Source organism: Streptomyces sp. NPDC002004 (assembly GCF_053593975.1).
Window position 1 is genome coordinate 15,330 of sequence record NZ_JBSFDP010000029.1, and the last position, 19,550, is coordinate 34,879.

The window sequence follows — 19,550 nt, forward strand, 5'->3', positions numbered from 1 at the left end:
GATGGCCGACACCACCACGGGCATGACGGTCGCCTGCGCGACCTGCGGCCGCAGGAACCGGGTACCGGCCGCCGCGGACGGAAGCCCCCGCTGCGGCAACTGCCGCTCCCCGCTGCCCTGGATCGCGGACGCCTCCGACACCGACTTCGCGGAGGTGGCCGAGGGGGCCGCGCCCGTCGTCCTCGTCGATCTGTGGGCCACCTGGTGCGGCCCGTGCCGCACGGTCGGCCCGGCCTTGGAGCAGGTCGCCCACGACCTCGCGGGGAAGGTCAAGCTGGTCAAGGTCGACGTCGACCGGTCGCCCGCCCTGTCCCAGCGGTTCCAGGTGCAGGCCGTCCCCACCCTGCTGCTGCTCGACAAGGGGAAGGTGATCGACCGGAGGGCCGGCGCGGCACCTGCCCCCGTGCTGCGGCAGTGGGTCGAGGACACCATCGCCGCCCGCACGTGACCCGTCCTCGTAGGAAGGGAGGCCCGCCATGCCGCAGGCCGATCCACACCTCTCCCTCGTCCGCCCGGTGACGCCGCGCACTCCGCAGGGCTGCGAGGAGTGTCTGCTCGCGGGATCACCCTGGGTGCACCTCAGGCTGTGCCTGACCTGCGGGCACGTGGGCTGCTGCGACTCCTCGCCGAACAAGCACGCACGCGGGCACGCGGCGTCCGTCGCCCACCCCATCGTGCAGTCCTTCGAGCCCGGCGAGGACTGGCGCTGGTGCTACGTCCACGAGGCCATGGTCTGATGAACGCCGGCCCTGCGGACCCACGAGGGGCGGCCGTCGAGTCGCCCGACCAGTACGGCGCCTTTTCGCGGCTGGCGCCGACGCAGATCGAGCAGCTGGCTCCGCACGGCGAGCGGCGCCCCATTCGCAGCGGCGAGGTGCTCTTCCGCGAGGGCGAGCCCATCGACGAGTTCGTTGTGGTCATCGGCGGCCTGGTCGAGCTCCTGTACGACCACGGCGGCCCCGACGAGACCACGGTGGCCGTGCACGGCCCAGGCCGTTTCCTCGGGGAACTGGGCCTGCTCGAGGGGCAGACCGCCTTCTACACCGCGGTGGCCCGGGAGCCCGGCGAGATCCTCGCCGTTCCCGTCGAACGCCAACGCGCCCTGGTGGCCCGCGACCCGGTGCTCGGCGATCTGATCCTGCGCGACTACTGGGGCCGTCGCCATCTGCTCATCGGCCTCGGTACGGGCTTTCGGATCCTCGGCTCGCGCTACTCGCCCGACACACGGCGCCTGCGTGAGTTCGCCGCCCGGAACCGGCTGCCGCACCGGTGGATCGACCTGGAGCAGGACCGGAAGGCCGAGGCCGTACTGCGCCGTTTCGGCATCCGCCCGGAGGAAACCCCGGTCGTCGTCTGGAAGGGGCGGCAGGTACTGCGCAACCCGGGAAACGCGGAACTCGCGCGCCTCATCGGGCTGCCCGCCCCCACCCGCGACGTCGCCGCATGCGATCTGCTGGTGATCGGCGCGGGCCCGGCCGGCCTCGCCGGCGCCGTGTACGGCGCGTCCGACGGTCTCGCCACCCTCCTCGTCGACGCGATGGCCACGGGAGGCCAGGCGGGTACCTCGTCGTGTATCGAGAACTACCTGGGCTTCCCCTCGGGAATCTCGGGCGGGGAGTTCATCGAACGATCGGTGCTCCAGGCGAAGAAGTTCGGCGCAGGCATCAACGTGCCCGCGGAGGCCACCTCGATCGTGCCGCGCGACGGCCACTACGTGGTCGGCTTCGCGGACGGCACCGAGACCGAGGCCGGCGCGGTCCTGCTCGCCTCCGGAGTGCACTACCGCCGGCTGGAGGTCCCCGGCGCGGACCGGCTGGAGGGCACCAGCGTCTTCTACGCCGCCACGACGCACGAGGCGAGCCAGTGCCGCACGGACCCGGTGGCGGTGGTCGGCGGGGGCAACTCGGCCGGGCAGAGCGCGCTGTTCCTCGCGGGCACCGTCGCCAGGGTGTACCTGCTCGTTCGCGGCGACGACCTCGGCAAGGACATGTCGCGCTATCTGGTGGACCAGCTGGAACGCCACCCGAGGGTCGAGGTGTTCCTCAACACCGAGGTGCGCGAGGCACGCGGAGAGGGCGTCCTCCAGTCGCTGCTGGCCGAGAACAACGTCACCGGAAAAGTCCGCGAACTCCCGGCACGGGCCCTGTTCGTGTTCATCGGAGCGCGGCCGCACACCGCGTGGCTCAGGGACGTGGTGGGGCTCGACGAGCGGGGATTCGTCCTCACGGGTGCCGATGCCTGGGCCGTGGCCGACCGGGAGCTGTGGGCGCCGCTCGGGCGCGTGCCGCTGCTGCTGGAGACCACGCTGCCGGGCGTCTTCGCTGCGGGCGACGTGCGGAGCGGATCGGTCAAGCGGGTGGCCTCCGCGGCGGGTGAGGGAGCCATCTGCGTCCGGCTGGTGCACGAGCACCGGGCACAGGAGGGCAGTCTCGTCCGCGTGCCGGAACCGGACGATCGTCGGCCGATGCCGGGCCGGTCGGAGTCCTGACACAGGATGTCGAGTCGTCCGCGAGGCGCAGGAAGCGGAAGAATCGGACACGACGGTGGAGGGAGCGGCGGAGGAGGCGGGGAAGCGGCTCGTCGGCACCCACACGGCGAGCGGCGGGCCCGCCGCCGGACCGAGGAATCCGAACGGATGCGCACCCCTGACGACGGGAGACAGAACATGGCCGTGCAACGCGTCGGACTCGTCGTCCACGAGGGGCGGCCCCAGGCCGTCGACGCCGCGCGGGTCGTCCACTCCTGGTGCGACGACCACGGCGTCCGCTGCACGGAGATCGACGTGTGGCACGAGGGCGAACGACGGCACAGCTCGCAGGAGGAGCTCGACGCCGCGGGCGACCCCGACCTCATCGTCACGCTGGGCGGAGACGGCACCTTCCTGCGCGGTGCCAGGCTCGCCGCCGAGAACGACGCCCTCGTACTCGGTGTCGACCTCGGGCGGGTCGGCTTCCTGACCGAGGTGCCCGTGGCGGACGTGCGTCTGGCCCTGGACGCCGTCCACGAGGAGAGCGTCACGATCGAGACCCGCATGCTGCTCACGATGCGCGCATCGCGCCCCCTCGAACTCCCGCAGGGCATGGAGACCCTGCTGCACTACGGCCGTGGTCCGATGCTGCCACCACCCCGGGTGCGCGCCGAGTGCGAAAAGGGCGGCGGCTGGGGCATCGCCCTGCACGCGACCGCCCTCAACGACGTCGTCGTGGAGAAGCTGGCCCGGGACCGTCAGGTCTCGGTGGGGGTCTATCTCGCCGGACGGCTGCTGGCCTCGTACTCCGCCGACGCGCTGATGGTCGCGACCCCCACCGGCTCCACGGCCTACAGCTTCGCCGCCGGCGGACCGGTGATCTCCCCGCGAGCCGAAGCGCTCATCTTCACGCCCGTCGCGCCCCATATGACGTTCAACCGCTCGGTGGTCGCAGCCCCGGACGAACCCGTGGCACTGCGTCTCCTCGAACGATCGGGCCGCGCCGCGGTCAGCGTCGACGGCCAGCTGCGCGGCGTCCTCGACCCCGGGGACTGGATCGGGGTCTACGCCGCACCACGGCCGCTGCGCGCCGTCCGGCTCGGACCGACCGACTTCTACGGCCGGCTGCGTGAGCGGATGAGGCTGACCGACGCCCCCGCGGCCGCCGCGGACGGGGAAGCCGCCCCGCTCTGGCCGCTGACGACCCCGGCGCCCGGCGACCTGGCGCATCTGAGCCTGCCGCCCCTGCAGAGCGACGCCTATCCGCTCAAGTGAGGCGGGGCGCGGGTCCGCCGAGGACGTGCGCGGGCGTCTGCGCCGCCCGGAGCCCGTACTCCGTGGCGACAGGTCCTAGGGGGTGCTTCGGTCACGGGTGAACGACGTGCCGGGCGTCGGGCCGGGACCGGGGCCGACGACGTCGCCCTGACGCTCCACGGCGGCGTCGAGGGTGGCGCCGGCGGCGTGAGCGTCGCCGGGTTCGGCCGGAGCGGCGGTGGATTCGGCGGGAGTGACGGCAGGTTCGGCGGGCGTAACGGCGGAATCGGCGGGGGTGACGGAGGGTTCGGAGGGGGCGACGGCGGAATCGGCAGGCATGACGGTGGATTCGGCGGGGGCGTCCGCAGTGTCCTGGTCACCCTCCGCTTCGGGCGGGGCTTCGGGGGTGCCGCGGGCCTTGTGCCGGCGGCGGTACCGCACGGCCAGCCACCCGAGCAGGGCGCACACCGCGAGCCCCCCGATGAGCATGCCCACGCTGGCCCAGTCGTGGTGACCCGTGCTCACCCTGCCGGCGCCGTACGCCGCCGGCGCCACCGACAGGACGAACGCCAGGCCGGCGAAGAAGTTCCACACCACGAACTGCCGGAACTCCATCCGCAGCGTGCCCGACACGAGGGACGGCGTGAAGAACACCGCAGCGCGGCCCCATTTCCGGTACAGCGCCTCGCCCTTGGTGACGGCCTTCGTGCGCCAGGCCAGGGCGGGACCGGGACGCTCGAGGATCTGGTGCCCCCAACGGTTTCCGATCTTGTATCCCAGGACCCCGCCGATCTCGTTGCCGATGGCCGCGACGATCAGCACCGCGGCGATGTTGAGCCGGCCCTGGGACGCGAAGACGGCGGCAGAGGTGAGCGCGAGGGTGCCGATCAGCGGGACCCCCATGTACCCGGCGGCCGTGCCGGCCAGTACCACCACATAGGCCCAGAATCCGGCCTCACCGGCCGAGCCGGCGGCAGCGAGTGCATCCATGGTCGTCTCTCCCTCGGGCGCGGGCGCGCTTCGGAAGAACAGCAGGGTGCCCAACCGCGCCCTGCACGTGGGCATCCAGTGTAGTGCCGGGAAGATCGAACGGCCCGCGCGAGCAGCATGACCTGGGCCTTTCCCGCCCGGGCGCGCCGGAACGACTCCTCGGCGGGCACCCACCCCCGACCGGGCACCAACAGGACGGGACACGGCAGGCGTTCCCGCAAGGCGGCCGGCCCGGCCGTACCCGGCCCGGCTCCGCCGCGGCCACCTCACGGCAACGGATCGCCGGTCTCCGACGGTGTCGCCTGCGGCGTCGTGTCGTCATCGTCGAAGCCGAGCCGGTCGACCACGTCCACGACGCCGTCGACGCTCTCGCACAGCCGGACCGCGACCGTGACGAGGCTCCTGCGCGGCACGCTGCCGCTCAGCGTGACCCTGCCGTCGGCGACCTCAACGGTCAGGGCCGAGGGCGACAGGCCGAGCGTCCGGGTGAGGACGTCCTCGACGATCTCCTCCTGGATCGCGTGGTCCCTGCGCAGGAACAGCTGGACCAGGTCGCTTCGGCTGATCACCCCGATCAGCCGGCCCGTGTCGTCGACCACGGGCAGGCGCTTGATCCTGCGGTCCTCCATCGTGCGCGCCGCCCGGATCACGCTCCATCCGGGTTCGGCGACGACGGCGGGGCTCGACATCAGCTCCTCGGCGGTGTTCGCACCGGCCCCCGAGGTGTGCCTGCGCAGCAGGTCCGCCTCGGAGACCACGCCCACGGGGTGTCCCGTCCCGTCGACGACCGGCACGGCGGTGATGTCGTACTCGTCGAGCAGACGCGCGATCTCCTTGAACGTGGTGCCCCGCTGGACGCTCACGGCGGTCGGTGTCATCAAGTCGCCGACGCTGCGGTACTTCATCGCCGAACAGCCCCTTCAGGACGGGAGAGGGTGGTCACGGGCGTGTCCGCCGGGACCCTCGCACGGTTGCCGACACGTCCAGTCCACCGCGTCCGGGCCCGCCCCGCGCGGCCAGTGTGCGTCCCCGTCACCGGGCCCCGGACAGCGCCGGTCCGCAGCCTTGGGCTCCCGGGCCGATCGGGCTGCGGACCGGGGACCTTCGGCCCTCTTGCGCCCCGCGCCGGAGTGACACCGTGAGGGTGGTTCCCGCGGGAGGCCGCGGCGAGGGAGGAAGCCATGGAGACCAGCGGACCCGGCGGCCCGCAGCCCGGGCCGGTCGTCGCCGGTGTCGACGGCTCGCGGTACGCGGACGTGGCGGCCCTGTGGGCGGCGGCCGAGGCCGAGCGGCGCCGGGCACCCCTCCGTCTGGTGCACGCCGCGGACACCGACGCCCGCCGTCTGTACCTGCCGCCCGACAGCGTGGCGCGGGCGCGGGCCGAGGGCCACGACCTGCTGCGGCGTACGGCGGACCTGATCGCCGGCCGTCATCCGGAGCTGCCGGTCGCCACGGAGCTGCGCACCGGGGAACCGGTGGCCGCGCTGCTGGCGGCGGCCGGACGGGGCGCGACGCTCGTCGTCGGAGGGCGCGGCGCCGGCGGACTCGGCTGGTTCGGTGCGCGGCTGCTGGGCTCGGTCGGCCCGCGTCTGGCGGCCGAGGCGGGCGGGCCCGTCGTCGTGGTCCGGGAAGTCGGCGACGTCGAGACGGGCATCGTCCTGGCCGCCCTGCGCGACCGGGCGGACCTCGGCGCCGTCCGCGACGCCGCGCGGGAGGCGAAGCTGCGCAAGGCCTCCCTGCGCCTGATGAACGTGTGGCACGTCTTCCGGCGGACGGACGGCGCAGCCGGAGGTCCCGGCACCGCCGGGACGGTGCACGCGCGGGCGCGGAGGATCACCGCCATCGCCGACCGGGTGCGCGAGGAGTTCCCCGAACTCACCGTCACCGAGGAGGTGGACCCGGGTACGTCGGTCGCGGCGCTGCTCGTCGACGCCTCCCGCCACGCCGACCTCGTCGTCATGGGAGGCCGCCGTCCCGAGTCCGCGTTCGCGCCGGCCCTCGGCCGCACCACCCAGGCGGTGCTGCACCACGCGTACTGCCCGGTGCACCTCGTCCCGCACTGACCACGCGTCCCGCACGGGCTCCGGGGCAACCGGGCCTGCCGTGCCGTCCACGGCCCCCGCCACGCCGCCCATCCCGGGACAGGTTCAGGTCCACGCGCTACGGTGAAATCGCCGCAAGGCGCCATGACGGTTCGAACCGCGCGGAGGGCTCATGCGGGAGGACGAGCCAACCGGAGGCCGTGCCCCGAGACTGCGGCTGGACGAGCTGCTCGACGAGTTCCAGGCGCGCATCGAGGAGGTGCGCGGCACCCGGGACCGTCTGAACCGCCTCCTGGAGGCCGTGCTGTCGGTGGGGCGCGGGCTGGACCTGCCGACGGTGCTCCGGGGCATCGTGGAGGCGGCCGTCGTCCTGGTGGACGCCGAATACGGGGCGCTCGGGGTCATCGGCGAGGACGCCGCGCTCGCCCAGTTCGAGCCGGTGGGCATCAACGACGAGGTCCGCGCGCGGATCGGCGACCTCCCGACCGGTCACGGACTGCTCGGCGAGCTGATCCGTCACCCCGAGACACTGCGGCTCCGGGAGCTCTCCGAGCACCCGGCCTCGTCGGGCTTCCCGCAGCACCATCCGCCCATGCACAGCTTCCTCGGCGCCCCCGTCCGGATCCGGGAGGAGGTCTTCGGCAACCTCTATCTGACCGAGAAGCGCGGCGGCGGGGAGTTCGACGCGGAGGACGAGACGGTGCTGTCCACGCTCGCCGTGGCCGCCGGGGTCGCCATCGACAACGCACGGCTCTTCGAGGAGGTCCGCCTCCACGGCCGCTGGCTCGAACTGAGCGCGGACTTCACCGAGGCGCTGCTCTCCGGAGCCTCGGAACGCGAAGTGCTGGACGACATGATCCAGCGGGCCCGGGAGATCAGCTCCTCCGAGACGGGCGTCGTGTACCTCCTCCAGCGGGACGGCACGATGCGCGGGGCCCTGGCGTCGGGCGAGAACGCCGATCGGCACCGCGGCACGCTGCTGCCGCCCAAGGGCACCATGTTCGCGGCCGCCCTGCACACGGGGGGCCTCGTGACCGCGACCGACATCGCGAACGACCCGCGCGTGACCTACGAGCCGGGCCGCTGGAAGGGCTTCGGCCCCGCCGTGGCCATCCCGGTCGGCACCGGGGCGCAGGTGCGGGGCGTGCTGCTGCTGGCCCGCCGTACGGGACGCCCTCCGTTCAGCCCGCCGGAGACCTCCCCGCTGTCCGGGTTCGCCGCGCAGGCGGCACTGGCCCTGGAGCTCGCCGACCACCGCCGGGACACGGAGCAGATGAGTCTGCTCGCGGACCGCGATCGGATCGCCCGTGACCTGCACGACCTCGCCATTCAACGGCTCTTCGCGACCGGTATGACCCTGCAGAGCGCACAGCGCTTCGTGGAACACCCGGAGGCGGCCGAGCGGCTCGGCCGGGCGATCGACGACCTCGACATCACCATCAAGATCATCCGGTCGACCATCTTCGGGCTGCGCGAGCACGAGACCCCGCATCTGCCCGGACTCAGGGTCCGCGCCGTGCGGACCGTCGACGATGCCGCCGGACCGCTCGGTTTCGCGCCCGCACTGCGCATGGAGGGTCTCGTCGAGACCGATGTGTCCCCCGAACTCGCGGACGAGGTGGTCGCCGTGCTGAACGAGGCGCTGAGCAACGTGGCGCGGCACGCCCGCGCCGCACGGGCCGACGTCTCGCTCGTGGCCCGCGACGGCCTGCTGACACTGACCGTGACCGACGACGGCACCGGCACCGACTTCGGCGCGGGCGACCGGGGCACCGGACTGCGCAATCTGGCCGAACGCGCCGAGCGGCAGGGCGGCACACTGAGCGTGGAACGCCGGCCGTCCGGAGGCACGTGCCTGGTATGGCGGGTGCCGCTGGACCGGGGTACGCCGGGCGGCCCCCGGCTCAGCCCTGGCGGATCCGGTCCTGCTCCTGGGGAGGGTGGGGCGCCTCCTGCTCGTGCACCTGCGCCGCGATGACGGCCGCCTGGACGCGCCGCTCGACCCCCAGTTTCGCCAGCAGCCGTGAGATGTGGTTCTTGACGGTCTTCTCCGACAGGTAGAGCTTGCGGCCGATCTCACGGTTGGTCAGCCCGTCGCCGATCAGATCGAGTACGGCGCGTTCCCGCTCGGACAGGGTGGCGAGTCGCTCGTCCTCCGTACGGGCCTCCGGACCGCGCAGCGACCGCATGAGCCGGGCGGTCGTCGCCGGGTCGAGCATGGACTGCCCGGTCGCCACCGTGCGTACGGCGGACAGCAGATCGGAGCCCTTGATCTGCTTGAGCACATAGCCCGAGGCGCCGGCCATGATCGCGTCCAGGAGGGCATCCTCGTCGTCGAAGGACGTCAGCATCAGACAGGCGAGTCCCGGGATGTGCGAGCGCAGTTCCCGGCAGACCGTGATGCCGTCGCCGTCGGGCAGCCGCACATCGAGGACCGCGACGTCGGGGCGCAGCGCCGGTCCGCGGGCCAGGGCCTGTTCGGCCGTACCGGCCTCACCGACCACCTCGATGTCGGGCTCCGCGTCGAGCAGGTCGTGCAGCCCCCGGCGCACCACCTCGTGGTCGTCCAGGACGAAGACCCGGATCGGTGCACCGGACGCGCCGGCCGGAGTCGTGGGTGTCGCTGCCATGTCCACCCCTGAAGGTCGCTGGTACGCACACGACGGTGCGGCCGCCTCTTCCGATGGTGTCCGCCCACCGGACCACCGCAACAGGGCCGAATGGGTCCTCTCGCCCCGCCCGCGCCCGCCGGCGCGTCTGCGCACTCGCGGTCCGGCCCGCCTCCTGCCCGGGGCACGCTCTGCGGCCGGTGTCCGTGGCGGTTCCGCTGAGTGCCCCGCGGCCGGTGTCCGTACCGGAGGGCGACAAGACCGAGGAGGCAGGGGATGAAGCACAGAAGGGGCGGCCCGGTGACGCCCGACGACGGCGCCGGGACGCGGTCGTCGGCACCGTCCGTGAGCGGCTCCGCCGAGGGCGGGTTGCGCCGGCTCCACGGAGGGGACGCCTCATGACGGGGATGACATGGCCTGTGCGCACGCCGGGACGCCGGTGGCGCCGGCGCCACAGCCCGCTGCGACGGCGCTGCGACCGGATTCAGGCGTGGACGGCGCTGTGCGCGGGCGTCGTGCTCCTGCTCGGAGTGCCCCTCGCCGCGTTCGCGGCCGGGCGGGCGGCCGCCGACGACGCCCGTTCGACGGCCAACGCCCAGCGGGCCTCGCGGCACCTTACGGCGGCGCGGCTGACCCGCAACGCGCCGGCCCGCAGCTCCTCGGACTACGGCACCGGCCGGCGATACCCCGTGAAGGTGCGGTGGACCGCGCCCGAGGGCGCCGTCCGCACGGGGGCCGCCCTCGTGCCCGCGGGTGCACGGCGTGGCGAGACCACCCACATCTGGCTGGACGCACGGGGCCGGGTCGCGGCGGCGCCCCTCACGTCCGACCGGATCGTCGCGCGGGTGACGTCCGCCGTCGTCGGCACGGCGGCCGCGATCGCCCTGCCGACGGGGCTGCTGCACCTTCTCGTACGCCGTGCGACCGAGCGCCATCGCATGGCGCGCTGGGAGCGGGAGTGGGAGCGGATCGGGCCCGAGTGGAGCAGCCGTACGGCCTGACCGGCCCACGGCCGGGGTCGAAAGGCCCTGTCGCGGTGACCCGGACTGATCGACGCTGGAGCTGAGGCGAAGGGCGCTGGTGCGAAAGCGGCACCCCATCCCGCGCTCGCAACCGGAGGTGCAGCGATGACCACCACAGCCACTCCCCGCATCGCGCAGGCGCTGCCCACCGAACACCGGGGCAGACTGATGAGCTGCGCCAAGGAGGTCAGCGTCCCGCAGGGCACGCGCCTGTTCGCAGAGGGTGGCCGTGCGGACCGTTTCTGGATCATCCGCACCGGAACCGTCGTTCTCGACATGCACGTCCCCGGCCGCCGCTCACCCGTCATCGAGGCCCTGGGCTTCGGTGAACTCGTCGGCCTGTCGTGGCTCTTCCCGCCGCATGTGTGGCGTCTGGGCGCCGAGGCGATGACCCCGGTGCGGGCCTACGAGTTCGACGCCGCCGCGGTGCGTGAGCTGTGTGCGAGGGACACGGGCTTCGGCCAGTCGGTCGCCCTGTGGGTGGGGCAGGTCCTGGCCCACCGTCTCGACGCGTCCCGCGCCCGCCTCCTCGACCTCTTCGGGCCCTACGGCAGCGGTCGCGCGCTCTGACCCGGCCGGGCTCGGCCCGGGCGCCCGGTGCGCGGCGCCGGGTCCCCGCGAACTCCCCGAGACACTTCGGGCGGGGCCCGAGCTCTGCGCAGGAGCGGGCGAGCGCGGGTCTCCATGAGGGGGGATGCCCCTCCTGCCGGTGCAGGCCGGAGGCGCGCAACGGCCCGCTGTCCTCGGGCGGCAGGGACCGGCCGCGGCCGGATCCGCATGCTCCACGGCCGAATTCCCTATCTTCCCTACCGATTTACTAGGAAAGCATTGACGCCGGTCGACGGGGTGCGTGAGCATGGCAAAAAAGAGCGAGGGCCGCATGCCCCGGGACGGCTCCGCGCCGCGAAGGGCATCCGGCGCCTCGTCCTCGCTTCGACAGCTGGAGGACGACCGCGCATGACCACCGCACTGACGGCCCCGGTCCCCCCGACGACCGTCCGGGAGCGCTGTCCGGGAGAGTCGGGAGCGGTGGCCGGGGAGCGGGAGGAGCCGGCCGACGGCGAGGCCCTGGACGGCGCGGCCGGTCGCGCGCACTGGCTGCAGATAGCCCGCGAGGTGGCCGACGACCTGGCCACGGACGCGGTCGCGCGCGACCGGGCCGGCGCAGTGCCGTCCGACGAGGTCGCCCGGCTCCGTGAAGCGGGCCTGCTGACGCTGCTGGTGCCCGCCGGACACGGCGGCGGGGGCGCCGACTGGCGTACGGGCTACGCCGTCGTGCGGACGGTCGCCGCGGCCGACGGCGCGATCGGCCAACTCCTCGGCAGTCACTACTTCCTGTCGACCAGTGCGCGTTTCTTCGCACGGCCCGCCCTCGCCACGCGCATCGAACGACAGTTCGCAGCGGAGCAGTGGTGCTGGGGAGGCGGGGTCGCAGGGCACGAACCGTCGCTCACCCTGACCCCGGCCAGGGACGGCTACGTGCTGAAGGGCCACCAGGGCCGTGCCGTGGGCGCCGGGGTGGCCGACCGGCTGGTCGTCCGCGCCGCCAGGTCCGGCACCGGAGAGCCCCTGGCCGTCCTGGTCGACCCGGCCCACCCCGGCGTCGTCCGCGGCGGCGACGGGGACACCTTCGGCCAGCGGCTCGTGGCCGGGGACAGCGTGGGTTTCGACTCCGTGCCGGTCGCCGCCGACGACGTGTTCGGATCCCTTTCGCCGGACGTGGGCGTCCTCTCGCCGTTCGCCACCCTGGCAGCCCCGGTGGGCCGCCTCGTCTCCGTGCAGCTCTGCCTCGGTATCGCGGAGGGCGTACTCGCGGAGGCCCGCGAGTACGCGCGGGCGGTGACCCCGCCGTGGGAGCGGTCCTTGCAGCCGTCCTGGCAGCACGGCACGCTCCCGACACAGCCGCCGCTGCAGGGCGGTCCCCGGCAGGACCCGTACGCTCTGACCGCCTACGGGGAGCTCGCCGTGGCCGCACGCTCCGCGTCGGCCCTCGCCGAGCAGGCGCTGGAGGCACTGGAGCGGGGGCTGGCACGCGGGGAGGACCTCGACGACGAGCAGTGCGCCGAGATCGCCGTCCTCGCGGGCGCGGCCGAGGCCGCCGCCTCCCGTGCCGCCCAGGAGATCACCGCGCGCGCCCTGGAGGTCGTCGGCGCCCGTTCCGCCGCCACCCGGTACGGGTTCGACCGCTTCTGGCGCAACGTACGGACCCACACCCTGCTCGAGCCGCCCGTGGCCCACCGGCTGCGCGAGGTCGGGGACTACTTCCTCAACGGTGCCCACCCGCCGTTCGTGCTCCCCTCCTGACGGTCCGGCCGTCGGTGACCGGCGCACGGACGTGACGGATAATCACCCCATGCGGATCTCGGCGAGGGCGGACTATGCGGTGCGGGCGATGCTGGAGCTCGCCGCGGCAGGCGACGACGCGTCCGTCAAGGCGGAGGCGATCGCCGCGGCGCAGGGCATCCCGCACAAGTTCCTCGAGGGCATCCTGGGCGACCTGCGCAGGGGCGGACTGGTGGTCAGCCGGCGCGGCGGGACGGGCGGCTACCGGCTGGCCCGCCCGGCCGCCGAGATCGCCGTCGCCACGGTGATCCGTGTGGCGGACGGACCGCTCGTGTCGGTGCGGGGCATGCGCCCGCCCGAACTCTCCTACGCCGGTCCCGCCCAGTCGCTGCTGCCGCTGTGGATCGCGGTACGCGCCAACGTCCGCAAGATCCTCGACCAGGTCACCCTGGCCGATGTGGCCGCGGCCGCGCTGCCCGACGAGGTCGTGAGCCTCGCCGACGACCCCGCGGCGTGGACCAACCCCTGACGCACCGGACCACGCCGGCCCGGCGTGGTCCGGCGGGCACGTGGGTGCTCAGTCGGTGGGATGCAGCGCGGCCTTCAGCGTCGTCGCCGCCAGCGTGATGGCCGCCTCCGCGGCATGGGTGTCGCGCAGGGCGTCGAGCATGACGAAGTCGTGGATGATGCCCTGGTAGCGCACCGCCGTCACCGGCACCCCGGCCAGGCGCAGTTTGTTCGCGTAGGCCTCGCCCTCGTCGCGCAGCACATCGGCCTCACCGGTGATGACGAGGGCCGGCGGCAGCCCGGACAGCTGCTCGGTGGTGGCGCGCAACGGCGAGGCGGTGATCTCCGCCCGCTGGTCGAGGTCGGTCGTGTACTGGTCCCAGAACCACTGCATGGCGTCGCGGCGCAGGAAGTAGCCCTCGGCGAACCGATGGTAGGAGCCCGTGTCGAAGGAGGCGTCGGTCACCGGGTAGAACAGCACCTGCTGGACGAGCGGAACGTCGCCGCGCTCCTTGGCCATGAGCGTCAGAGCTGCGGCCATGTTCCCGCCGACCGAGTCGCCGGCCACGGCGAGGCGGCTGCCGTCGAGGCCCTGGCCGGCGCCCTGGCCGACGACCCACCGGGCCACCGCGTAGTTCTGCTCGATCGCGGTCGGGTAGGGGGCCTCGGGGGAGAGGCCGTACTCGGGGAAGACCACCGCTGCCTGTGCCCCGACCGCCAGTTCGCGCACGAGCCGGTCATGGGTGCGGGCGTTGCCGAACACCCAGCCCGCGCCGTGGATGTAGAGCACCACGGGCAGTGTTCCGGTGGCTCCCCGTGGGCGCACTATCCGGGCCCGTACCTCCCCGGTCGGAGCGTCCGGGACGGTGATCCACTCCTCGTCCACCGCGGGTCTGTCCACGTCGCCCGACTGCACCTCGTCGACGGCCCTGCGGCCTTCGGTCGGGCCCAGGTCGAACAGGAACGGCGGCTTGGCGGTGGCCGCTGCGAACTCTGCGGCGGCGGGTTCCAGCACGGGCGCCTCGGGGGTGTATTCGTCGGACATGCACTCTCCCTTGAACGGCCGGTCCGTCCGGGCCGGCTCTGTGCTCTCGCTGCCGAGTCTGGGCCCCGGTCGATGCGGGGGCACATCAGAGGCGCCGGTTCCCGCCGTCGCGCCCGCACTCCCCGGCGGGCCCCGGGTGCCGCTCGCCCGCTCCGGGACGGGGCGCCCCGGCCGGGGCCTGCACTCATGGACCCGGTCACCCGAACGGCCCTGGTGCACCTGCTCTCCGGGACCGTCGAGGACGTCCTTCGTGCTCCACTGGAAGGGTGGCTCAGCGTGCGTGACCCACGGCCGGCGGTGCGTCACGCCGCAACGCCCGTGTGCGCAGCGCGAGGAGCGCTTCGAAACGGAAGGACGGGTCGGACAGCCGCTCGCCGAACAGCTCCTCCAGGCGCCGTAATCGGGCGCGTGCCGTCTGGGGGTGGATGCCGAGGGCGTCGGCGACCTCGGGAGCCGTCCGCCCCCAGGACATCAGCAGCGCGTCGAGCGTCTCCGCCAGGCGTGCCGCCTTGCCGTCGGGCAGGTCCCGCAGCGTGTCGAGCACCCGCTCGGCCATCAGGGCGCCGATGTGGGCGCCGTTCAGCAGGTGCACCTCCAGCAGGTGGTCGGTGGCGATCACCAACTGCCGCGCGGACGCGGCGGACGGACGGACGTGGTTGAGGGCGAGACGCGCGCAGTACAGCGACAGCCATCCGTCGTCGACCGGGACGGCCGGGCCCAGCGCGCCGAGGTGGCCGCGGACGGCCCGCCGCAGCCGCGCGGCCCGGGCCCCGTTCTCCGGTTCGGGGACCACCAGATGCACCTCGCCGCCGCGGGGCAGTACCAGGATGTCGTCCTCGAGGCCGGCCACGGCGTGTCCCGCGCCATCGGCGGGGCGCAGCACCAGACACGCCACTGTCGCCGGAAGCGCCCACTTCGCGCGCCCGGCGAGCGTGGCCAGCGATTCCCCCGCCGGGGTGGGCGCCTGCTCCAGGATCCGTGCGGCCAGGGCGCGGCGGCTGCGCTGCACATGCCCCTCGGCCCGGGCCTTGGCCGCGGCGTACCCCTTCACGGACTGCTCGGACAGGGCGTTGATCTGCGCCAGCACGGCCTCGTTCAGGGAGAGGACCACGTCGGTGGGGAGCGAGGCGGCCTGGGCCACCTCGACATAGCGGCGCGAGGCGACGCGTGCGCCGACGCGATAGGCGGCCTGCAGTCCGTCCGTGCTGCGGCCGTTGAGGAACTCGATCCGGCCCAGGCGCCGGAAGTGGTGTTCGTGGTGCCCCTGGGGGCCGTCCGGATCCTCGGTGAGTTCGATGAACTGCTGAACGGCGTGGTGCACCGAGGTGACCAGGTCGCGGCCGACCGGGGAGTCGAGGGGGCGGCGGTAGACCAGCACGTCCTGCTGGATCGCGTGCACCATCTCGGAGGCGATGTCCTCGATCCGGGGTTTCAGCAACTGCGCGACCACCGGGGGCACTTCGCGCCACGCCGAGCGCGGGAAGGTGTCGCCTGTCGGGTGCATCCCGGGCCCCTCCGCGCACGAGAGGGGCTCACCCGCACCAAGCCCCTACTGAACGGTTCTACTTGTCAGTAAGCGTGTGGTGCGACGACGTGTCCGTCCAGTCCTGTGACACGAATTCCCGGGCCGGGCAACCGGAATCAGCGGGAATACGCGGTTTGCTGCACCGTCCTGTCCTGTGCTCCGGCTGTCGTGCCGCGCGGTCCGCCCCGTGCCCCGGCCGCCGCGCGCCGTGACCGGTCCCGTGCCCTCAGCCCTGCCGAGCAACCCGGGTCCGGGGAAGGGGCGTTGGCGCCCGCACCGGACGGGCGTCCGGTTCCGGGCCCCGGACGTATCGGCGGATGAGCGGCGTCCTCGGAGAACTGTCATCGCCGTGACAGTTTTCCCCCGGAGCCGGCACACCCGTCTGGCCGTCCCCGCATCGCCGCTCCCACCTTGTTCTCCGACGGGCACGACCAAGGAGAAGGGTGAAGCGGATGCGCGAAAGAGTGCCTCAGCACAGGGCGGGGCGGCAGCGGCGGTCGTTGGCCACCGTGATGGCCGGGACGGCCGCGGCGATCGGTCTCGCGGTCTCCGGGACGGCCGCGACCAGTGCCTCGGCCGCCGAGGAGACACAGGGACCCCCGCAGCAGGACATCGTCCCCGCGGTCCTGTACTCCGTCGCCCACCCCAACGCGGTGCCGCCGGGCGCCGACGACTGGTCGTGCACCCCCTCAGCCGCCCACCCGCGGCCGGTGATCCTGGTGCACGGGACCTTCGAGAACCGCTACGACAACTGGGCCGGTCTCTCCCCGAAGCTCAAGGACGCCGGCTACTGCGTCTACGCGCTCAACTACGGCGGACAGGACGGTGTGTTCATCCAGGGCAGCGGCGACATGGCCGCATCCGCCCGGCAGCTCGCGGACTTCGTGGACAAGGTGCGGACCGCCACCGGCTCCGCCAAGGTCGACCTGGTCGGGCACTCGCAGGGCGGCACGATGCCGCGGTACTACATCAAGAACCTCGGCGGCGCCGCCAAGGTCGACCACTTCGTCGCCCTCACTCCGATCAACCACGGCACCACTCTGGACGGCCTGGCCCTCCTCGCCAAGTTCATCCCGGGAGCCGAACAGCTCATCGGCAGCGCCTGCCCCTCCTGCCGGCAGCAGATCGTCGGCTCCGACTTCCTCGAGCAGCTCAACGCCGGGGGCGAGACCGACCCCGGCGTCACCTACACCGTCGTCGCCACCACCAGGGACGAGGTGGTGACCCCGTACACCTCGGCCTTCCTGGCCGCCGCGCCGAACGTCACCAACGAGACGCTGCAGGACTACTGCCCGTCCGCCGGTACCGAGCACACGGAGATCAGCTACAGCCGTCCCGCGACCCGGCTCGTCCTCAACGCACTCGATCCGGACCACGCCCGGCAGCCCGACTGCTGACCGCACGACGGACACCGGGCGCCCCGGGCGAGCCGCGCGGCGCCTACCGTGCCCGGACGACCATCGGCAGCCGGTCCGGATGCACGACGACGCTCCTCGTCGCAGGGCGCACGGCGACCCCGGGCACCGGTTCGAGACGCCAGCGCCGTACGACGGTTGCGACCTGGACCGTCATCTCGGTGAGCGCGTACGCGTCGCCCGGACACCTGCGCCCGCCGATCCCGAACGGGATGGCGGGACCGGCGCGCCCAGGCCCGGACCGCTCCTGCGACCAGCGGTCCGGGTCGAACCGCCCGGGCTCCGGGAACAGTCTCGGGTCGTGGTGCAGCATGTGCAGGCTCACGGCCACCGTGCTCCCCGGCGGCAAACGGACCGCACCGAGGTCGACCGGGGTGCGGGCCTGCAGCAGATTGATCCAGGGGGCGTACCGGCGCAGCGTCTCCTGGATCACCTGCCGGGTGTACGTCAGTGCGCGGACATGCCCGGGTGTCACCGGGCCGTCGCCGATCCGCTCCACGACCTCGGCGTGGACCCGCGCGTCGATCCCGGGGGCGCGGCCCAGCTCGTGGAAGACCCAGGCGACGGCCGCCGCCGGGGTGTCGGTGCCCGCCACCAGCAGCCCCATCAGCTCGTCCTCGACGACGTCGTCGGAGAGGGACCGGCCGGTGTCCTGGTCGGTGTGCAGCAGCAGGGCCGACAGCAGGTCGCCCCGGTCGGTCCCGTCACTGCGGTACTCCTCGATCACGTGCCGCAGCAGGGAGCGCATCCGCAGGGCGGAGGCCTCGAACCGGCGGTTGGCCGGCGTCGGCAGCCGCAGGAGGAACGGGGGCTGGAGCACCCGCCGCGGGATCTGCCGCAGGGCGAAGGGCAGCGACCGGCGGATCTCGGCCGCGGCCGCCTCGCCGATCCCACCCGTGAACAGCGTGGCCCAGAGGGTCGCGAGGGCGAGGTCGAAGGCGGCGGAGCCGAAGTCCAGGCGCAGCCCGTCCCGCCAGCTGCGGGTGCGTTCGGCGGCCACCTCCGCCATCAGGGGCACGTGCTCCGCGATCCGCTCGCGCCGGAACGCGGGCGCGAGCAGCCGGCGGCGCTCGCGGTGCTCCGTGCCGCCGAGCGTCGCGACGGCCTGCCCGAACATGATGCCGACCGAACCGGCGACGTCCTCGCGATGGAACGCGCCGGCCTCGCCGAGCAGAACCCTCCGCGCGAGATCCGCACGGGTGACGGCATACGCGGGTGTGCGGCCCATGTGGAAGGCGACGACGTCGCCGTGCCGGCGCAGCGACTCCATGAACGGCAGTGGTCTGTGCAGCAGTTGCAGGCCATGGCCCACGACGGGCAGCCGGTGCGGTGCGGTGACGACCGTGGAAGGAGCCACGACCAGATCCTCTCCCTGTCCTCCGGAATGCGGCCCACCTGCCGGACCTGCCGGACCTGCCGGACCCGCCGGGCCCGCAGGGCTCCGCGGCCTAGGCGATGACGGCCGCCTGCACGACCAGCGCGCCGTAACAGCCCACGACGAATCCCATCGCCGGCACGAGGGGCCAGGACCGCCGGCGCAGCGCCAGGAACTGCCACGCCCCCAGCGCCGGAAGCAGCACCGTGAGGACCGGCAGCACGGTGACCACCGCCGCGCCGCCCGTGTAACGCCACGGCCGTATCAGCACCACGTCGATCGACACGGCGGCGACGCCGCAGGCGAGCGACGTCAGTGCGGCACCCGTACCTCCCAGCACACGGGAGTAGAGACGTTCGTCGGCGCCGGCGTCCCACCGGGTCTTCCGCGCGAACTCCACATGCAGAAAGGCACCGGCGAAGAGGGCCAGCAGCGGCACCACACGCCAGTCGGCGCGCAGCACCCCCGTCGTCGCCGCCGAGACGTAGAGATGGATCCCGATCAGGATCTGCACGGGGTAGCTGACGCACAGGTTCAGCAGGATCCCGTCACGGACCCGCGGAGAAGCCTTCTCCCACCGGGCGAGGAGCAGTCCGTACCCGAGCGCGAGGAAGGCGGGTATCAGCGAAGGGGGCGAGACCACGGCGCCGATCGCCCCGATCACACACACGATGACCGCCATCCCGGCGCGCAGCTCGGTGGCCGTGATCGCGCCCGTGACAAGGGGGCGGTCCGGGTGGTGCACGCGGTCGTAGTCGAGGTCCTTCTGCTCGTCGACCATCCTGAGGTACAGAAGCACCAGGACGACCGTGACCACACGTCCTGCGGTGGCCCAGGACACGGACCAGCCGTGACCGGTCCCGGACAGCACCGCCCCGGTGCCCTCCAGCGCCAGCGCCCACAACACCCCGTACGTGACGTAGACGCGGGGGCGGAACATCACCTTCGTGAACCGTGCGAGCCGGACCGCGCTGTGTCCGGCCGCCCTCACCCGCCCGGGCACCGGGGTCGCCATG

18 protein-coding genes are annotated in these 19,550 nt (G+C 73.4%); 11 read left to right on the forward strand and 7 right to left on the reverse strand.

Features of this window, described 5'->3' with window-relative positions; translation table 11 throughout:
• The first annotated feature begins 1 nt into the window (after position 1).
• From trxA to ACWCP6_RS29385, 4 genes are all read left to right on the forward strand, one after another.
• Positions 2–448 carry a thioredoxin gene (trxA, locus tag ACWCP6_RS29370; protein WP_450935595.1) on the forward strand — a complete coding sequence of 149 codons (447 nt, stop codon included), beginning with the start codon at positions 2–4 and terminating at the stop codon, positions 446–448.
• A 28-nt stretch (positions 449–476) separates the two neighbouring features.
• Positions 477–737 (forward strand): UBP-type zinc finger domain-containing protein, encoded by a 261-nt coding sequence (locus tag ACWCP6_RS29375; protein ID WP_450935596.1) that lies wholly within the window; start codon positions 477–479, stop codon positions 735–737.
• Positions 737–2,488 (forward strand): FAD-dependent oxidoreductase, encoded by a 1,752-nt coding sequence (locus ACWCP6_RS29380; RefSeq protein WP_450935597.1) that lies wholly within the window; start codon positions 737–739, stop codon positions 2,486–2,488. Before ACWCP6_RS29375 ends, ACWCP6_RS29380 begins: the two co-directional genes overlap by 1 nt.
• 177 nt (positions 2,489–2,665) lie before the next feature.
• Positions 2,666–3,742 (forward strand): NAD(+)/NADH kinase, encoded by a 1,077-nt coding sequence (locus tag ACWCP6_RS29385; RefSeq protein ID WP_450935598.1) that lies wholly within the window; start codon positions 2,666–2,668, stop codon positions 3,740–3,742.
• Between the two features lie 75 nt (positions 3,743–3,817).
• Here the strand turns inward: ACWCP6_RS29385 and ACWCP6_RS29390 are convergent, their stop codons facing one another.
• Positions 3,818–4,711 carry a hypothetical protein gene (locus tag ACWCP6_RS29390; RefSeq protein WP_450935599.1) on the reverse strand — a complete coding sequence of 298 codons (894 nt, stop codon included), beginning with the start codon at positions 4,709–4,711 and terminating at the stop codon, positions 3,818–3,820.
• 266 nt (positions 4,712–4,977) lie between these two features.
• Positions 4,978–5,616: a CBS domain-containing protein gene (locus ACWCP6_RS29395; RefSeq protein WP_450935600.1), complete on the reverse strand. Its 639-nt coding sequence runs from the start codon at positions 5,614–5,616 to the stop codon at positions 4,978–4,980.
• 276 nt (positions 5,617–5,892) lie between these two features.
• On the opposite strand from ACWCP6_RS29395, the gene ACWCP6_RS29400 reads away from it, so the two are divergent.
• Together ACWCP6_RS29400 and ACWCP6_RS29405 are read left to right on the forward strand one after the other, a co-directional pair.
• Positions 5,893–6,774, forward strand: a complete 882-nt coding sequence (locus ACWCP6_RS29400) for a universal stress protein (protein ID WP_450935601.1) — start codon at positions 5,893–5,895, stop codon at positions 6,772–6,774.
• 151 nt (positions 6,775–6,925) lie between these two features.
• Complete coding sequence (locus ACWCP6_RS29405; RefSeq protein ID WP_450935602.1) at positions 6,926–8,731, forward strand: GAF domain-containing protein; 1,806 nt, start codon at positions 6,926–6,928, stop codon at positions 8,729–8,731.
• Here ACWCP6_RS29405 and ACWCP6_RS29410 read toward each other — a convergent pair.
• Positions 8,658–9,383: a response regulator gene (locus ACWCP6_RS29410; RefSeq protein ID WP_450935603.1), complete on the reverse strand. Its 726-nt coding sequence runs from the start codon at positions 9,381–9,383 to the stop codon at positions 8,658–8,660. The genes ACWCP6_RS29405 and ACWCP6_RS29410 overlap by 74 nt on opposite strands.
• Positions 9,384–9,760: 377 nt before the next feature.
• On the opposite strand from ACWCP6_RS29410, the gene ACWCP6_RS29415 reads away from it, so the two are divergent.
• From ACWCP6_RS29415 to ACWCP6_RS29430, 4 genes are all read left to right on the forward strand, one after another.
• Complete coding sequence (locus tag ACWCP6_RS29415) at positions 9,761–10,363, forward strand: Rv1733c family protein (RefSeq protein WP_450935604.1); 603 nt, start codon at positions 9,761–9,763, stop codon at positions 10,361–10,363.
• 126 nt (positions 10,364–10,489) lie between these two features.
• The gene (locus ACWCP6_RS29420) at positions 10,490–10,954 is read left to right on the forward strand and encodes a Crp/Fnr family transcriptional regulator (protein ID WP_450935605.1); all 465 of its coding nucleotides are present in this window, start codon (positions 10,490–10,492) and stop codon (positions 10,952–10,954) included.
• Between the two features lie 387 nt (positions 10,955–11,341).
• Entirely contained in the window at positions 11,342–12,688 is a 1,347-nt protein-coding gene (locus ACWCP6_RS29425; RefSeq protein WP_450935606.1) for an acyl-CoA dehydrogenase family protein, read from the forward strand.
• Positions 12,689–12,737: 49 nt separating this feature from the next.
• Complete coding sequence (locus ACWCP6_RS29430) at positions 12,738–13,196, forward strand: RrF2 family transcriptional regulator (protein WP_450935607.1); 459 nt, start codon at positions 12,738–12,740, stop codon at positions 13,194–13,196.
• A gap of 48 nt (positions 13,197–13,244) precedes the next feature.
• Here ACWCP6_RS29430 and ACWCP6_RS29435 read toward each other — a convergent pair whose 3' ends face one another.
• Both ACWCP6_RS29435 and ACWCP6_RS29440 read right to left on the reverse strand, forming a co-directional pair.
• Positions 13,245–14,219 carry an alpha/beta hydrolase gene (locus ACWCP6_RS29435; protein ID WP_450935608.1) on the reverse strand — a complete coding sequence of 325 codons (975 nt, stop codon included), beginning with the start codon at positions 14,217–14,219 and terminating at the stop codon, positions 13,245–13,247.
• Positions 14,220–14,490: 271 nt separating this feature from the next.
• Positions 14,491–15,723 carry a helix-turn-helix domain-containing protein gene (locus ACWCP6_RS29440; protein WP_450935609.1) on the reverse strand — a complete coding sequence of 411 codons (1,233 nt, stop codon included), beginning with the start codon at positions 15,721–15,723 and terminating at the stop codon, positions 14,491–14,493.
• Between the two features lie 473 nt (positions 15,724–16,196).
• Between ACWCP6_RS29440 and ACWCP6_RS29445 the strand changes: the two genes are divergently transcribed.
• Positions 16,197–17,141, forward strand: a complete 945-nt coding sequence (locus ACWCP6_RS29445; RefSeq protein WP_450935610.1) for an esterase/lipase family protein — start codon at positions 16,197–16,199, stop codon at positions 17,139–17,141.
• 43 nt (positions 17,142–17,184) lie between these two features.
• Here ACWCP6_RS29445 and ACWCP6_RS29450 read toward each other — a convergent pair whose 3' ends face one another.
• Positions 17,185–18,516: a cytochrome P450 gene (locus ACWCP6_RS29450; protein ID WP_450935611.1), complete on the reverse strand. Its 1,332-nt coding sequence runs from the start codon at positions 18,514–18,516 to the stop codon at positions 17,185–17,187.
• Between the two features lie 91 nt (positions 18,517–18,607).
• Positions 18,608–19,549, reverse strand: coding sequence for a hypothetical protein (locus tag ACWCP6_RS29455; protein WP_450935612.1), 942 nt, complete (start codon positions 19,547–19,549; stop codon positions 18,608–18,610).
• Position 19,550 lies beyond the last annotated feature (1 nt).

What these genes read in the sequence shown, in the direction of transcription:
- trxA (WP_450935595.1), top strand. Translation starts at nt 2, where the DNA reads ATGGCCGACACCACCACGGGCATGACGGTCGCCTGCGCGACCTGCGGC.
- ACWCP6_RS29375 (WP_450935596.1), top strand. Translation starts at nt 477, where the DNA reads ATGCCGCAGGCCGATCCACACCTCTCCCTCGTCCGCCCGGTGACGCCG.
- ACWCP6_RS29380 (WP_450935597.1), top strand. Translation starts at nt 737, where the DNA reads ATGAACGCCGGCCCTGCGGACCCACGAGGGGCGGCCGTCGAGTCGCCC.
- ACWCP6_RS29385 (WP_450935598.1), top strand. Translation starts at nt 2,666, where the DNA reads ATGGCCGTGCAACGCGTCGGACTCGTCGTCCACGAGGGGCGGCCCCAG.
- ACWCP6_RS29390 (WP_450935599.1), bottom strand. Translation starts at nt 4,711, where the DNA reads ATGGATGCACTCGCTGCCGCCGGCTCGGCCGGTGAGGCCGGATTCTGG.
- ACWCP6_RS29395 (WP_450935600.1), bottom strand. Translation starts at nt 5,616, where the DNA reads ATGAAGTACCGCAGCGTCGGCGACTTGATGACACCGACCGCCGTGAGC.
- ACWCP6_RS29400 (WP_450935601.1), top strand. Translation starts at nt 5,893, where the DNA reads ATGGAGACCAGCGGACCCGGCGGCCCGCAGCCCGGGCCGGTCGTCGCC.
- ACWCP6_RS29405 (WP_450935602.1), top strand. Translation starts at nt 6,926, where the DNA reads ATGCGGGAGGACGAGCCAACCGGAGGCCGTGCCCCGAGACTGCGGCTG.
- ACWCP6_RS29410 (WP_450935603.1), bottom strand. Translation starts at nt 9,383, where the DNA reads ATGGCAGCGACACCCACGACTCCGGCCGGCGCGTCCGGTGCACCGATC.
- ACWCP6_RS29415 (WP_450935604.1), top strand. Translation starts at nt 9,761, where the DNA reads ATGACGGGGATGACATGGCCTGTGCGCACGCCGGGACGCCGGTGGCGC.
- ACWCP6_RS29420 (WP_450935605.1), top strand. Translation starts at nt 10,490, where the DNA reads ATGACCACCACAGCCACTCCCCGCATCGCGCAGGCGCTGCCCACCGAA.
- ACWCP6_RS29425 (WP_450935606.1), top strand. Translation starts at nt 11,342, where the DNA reads ATGACCACCGCACTGACGGCCCCGGTCCCCCCGACGACCGTCCGGGAG.
- ACWCP6_RS29430 (WP_450935607.1), top strand. Translation starts at nt 12,738, where the DNA reads ATGCGGATCTCGGCGAGGGCGGACTATGCGGTGCGGGCGATGCTGGAG.
- ACWCP6_RS29435 (WP_450935608.1), bottom strand. Translation starts at nt 14,219, where the DNA reads ATGTCCGACGAATACACCCCCGAGGCGCCCGTGCTGGAACCCGCCGCC.
- ACWCP6_RS29440 (WP_450935609.1), bottom strand. Translation starts at nt 15,723, where the DNA reads ATGCACCCGACAGGCGACACCTTCCCGCGCTCGGCGTGGCGCGAAGTG.
- ACWCP6_RS29445 (WP_450935610.1), top strand. Translation starts at nt 16,197, where the DNA reads ATGCGCGAAAGAGTGCCTCAGCACAGGGCGGGGCGGCAGCGGCGGTCG.
- ACWCP6_RS29455 (WP_450935612.1), bottom strand. Translation starts at nt 19,549, where the DNA reads ATGGCGACCCCGGTGCCCGGGCGGGTGAGGGCGGCCGGACACAGCGCG.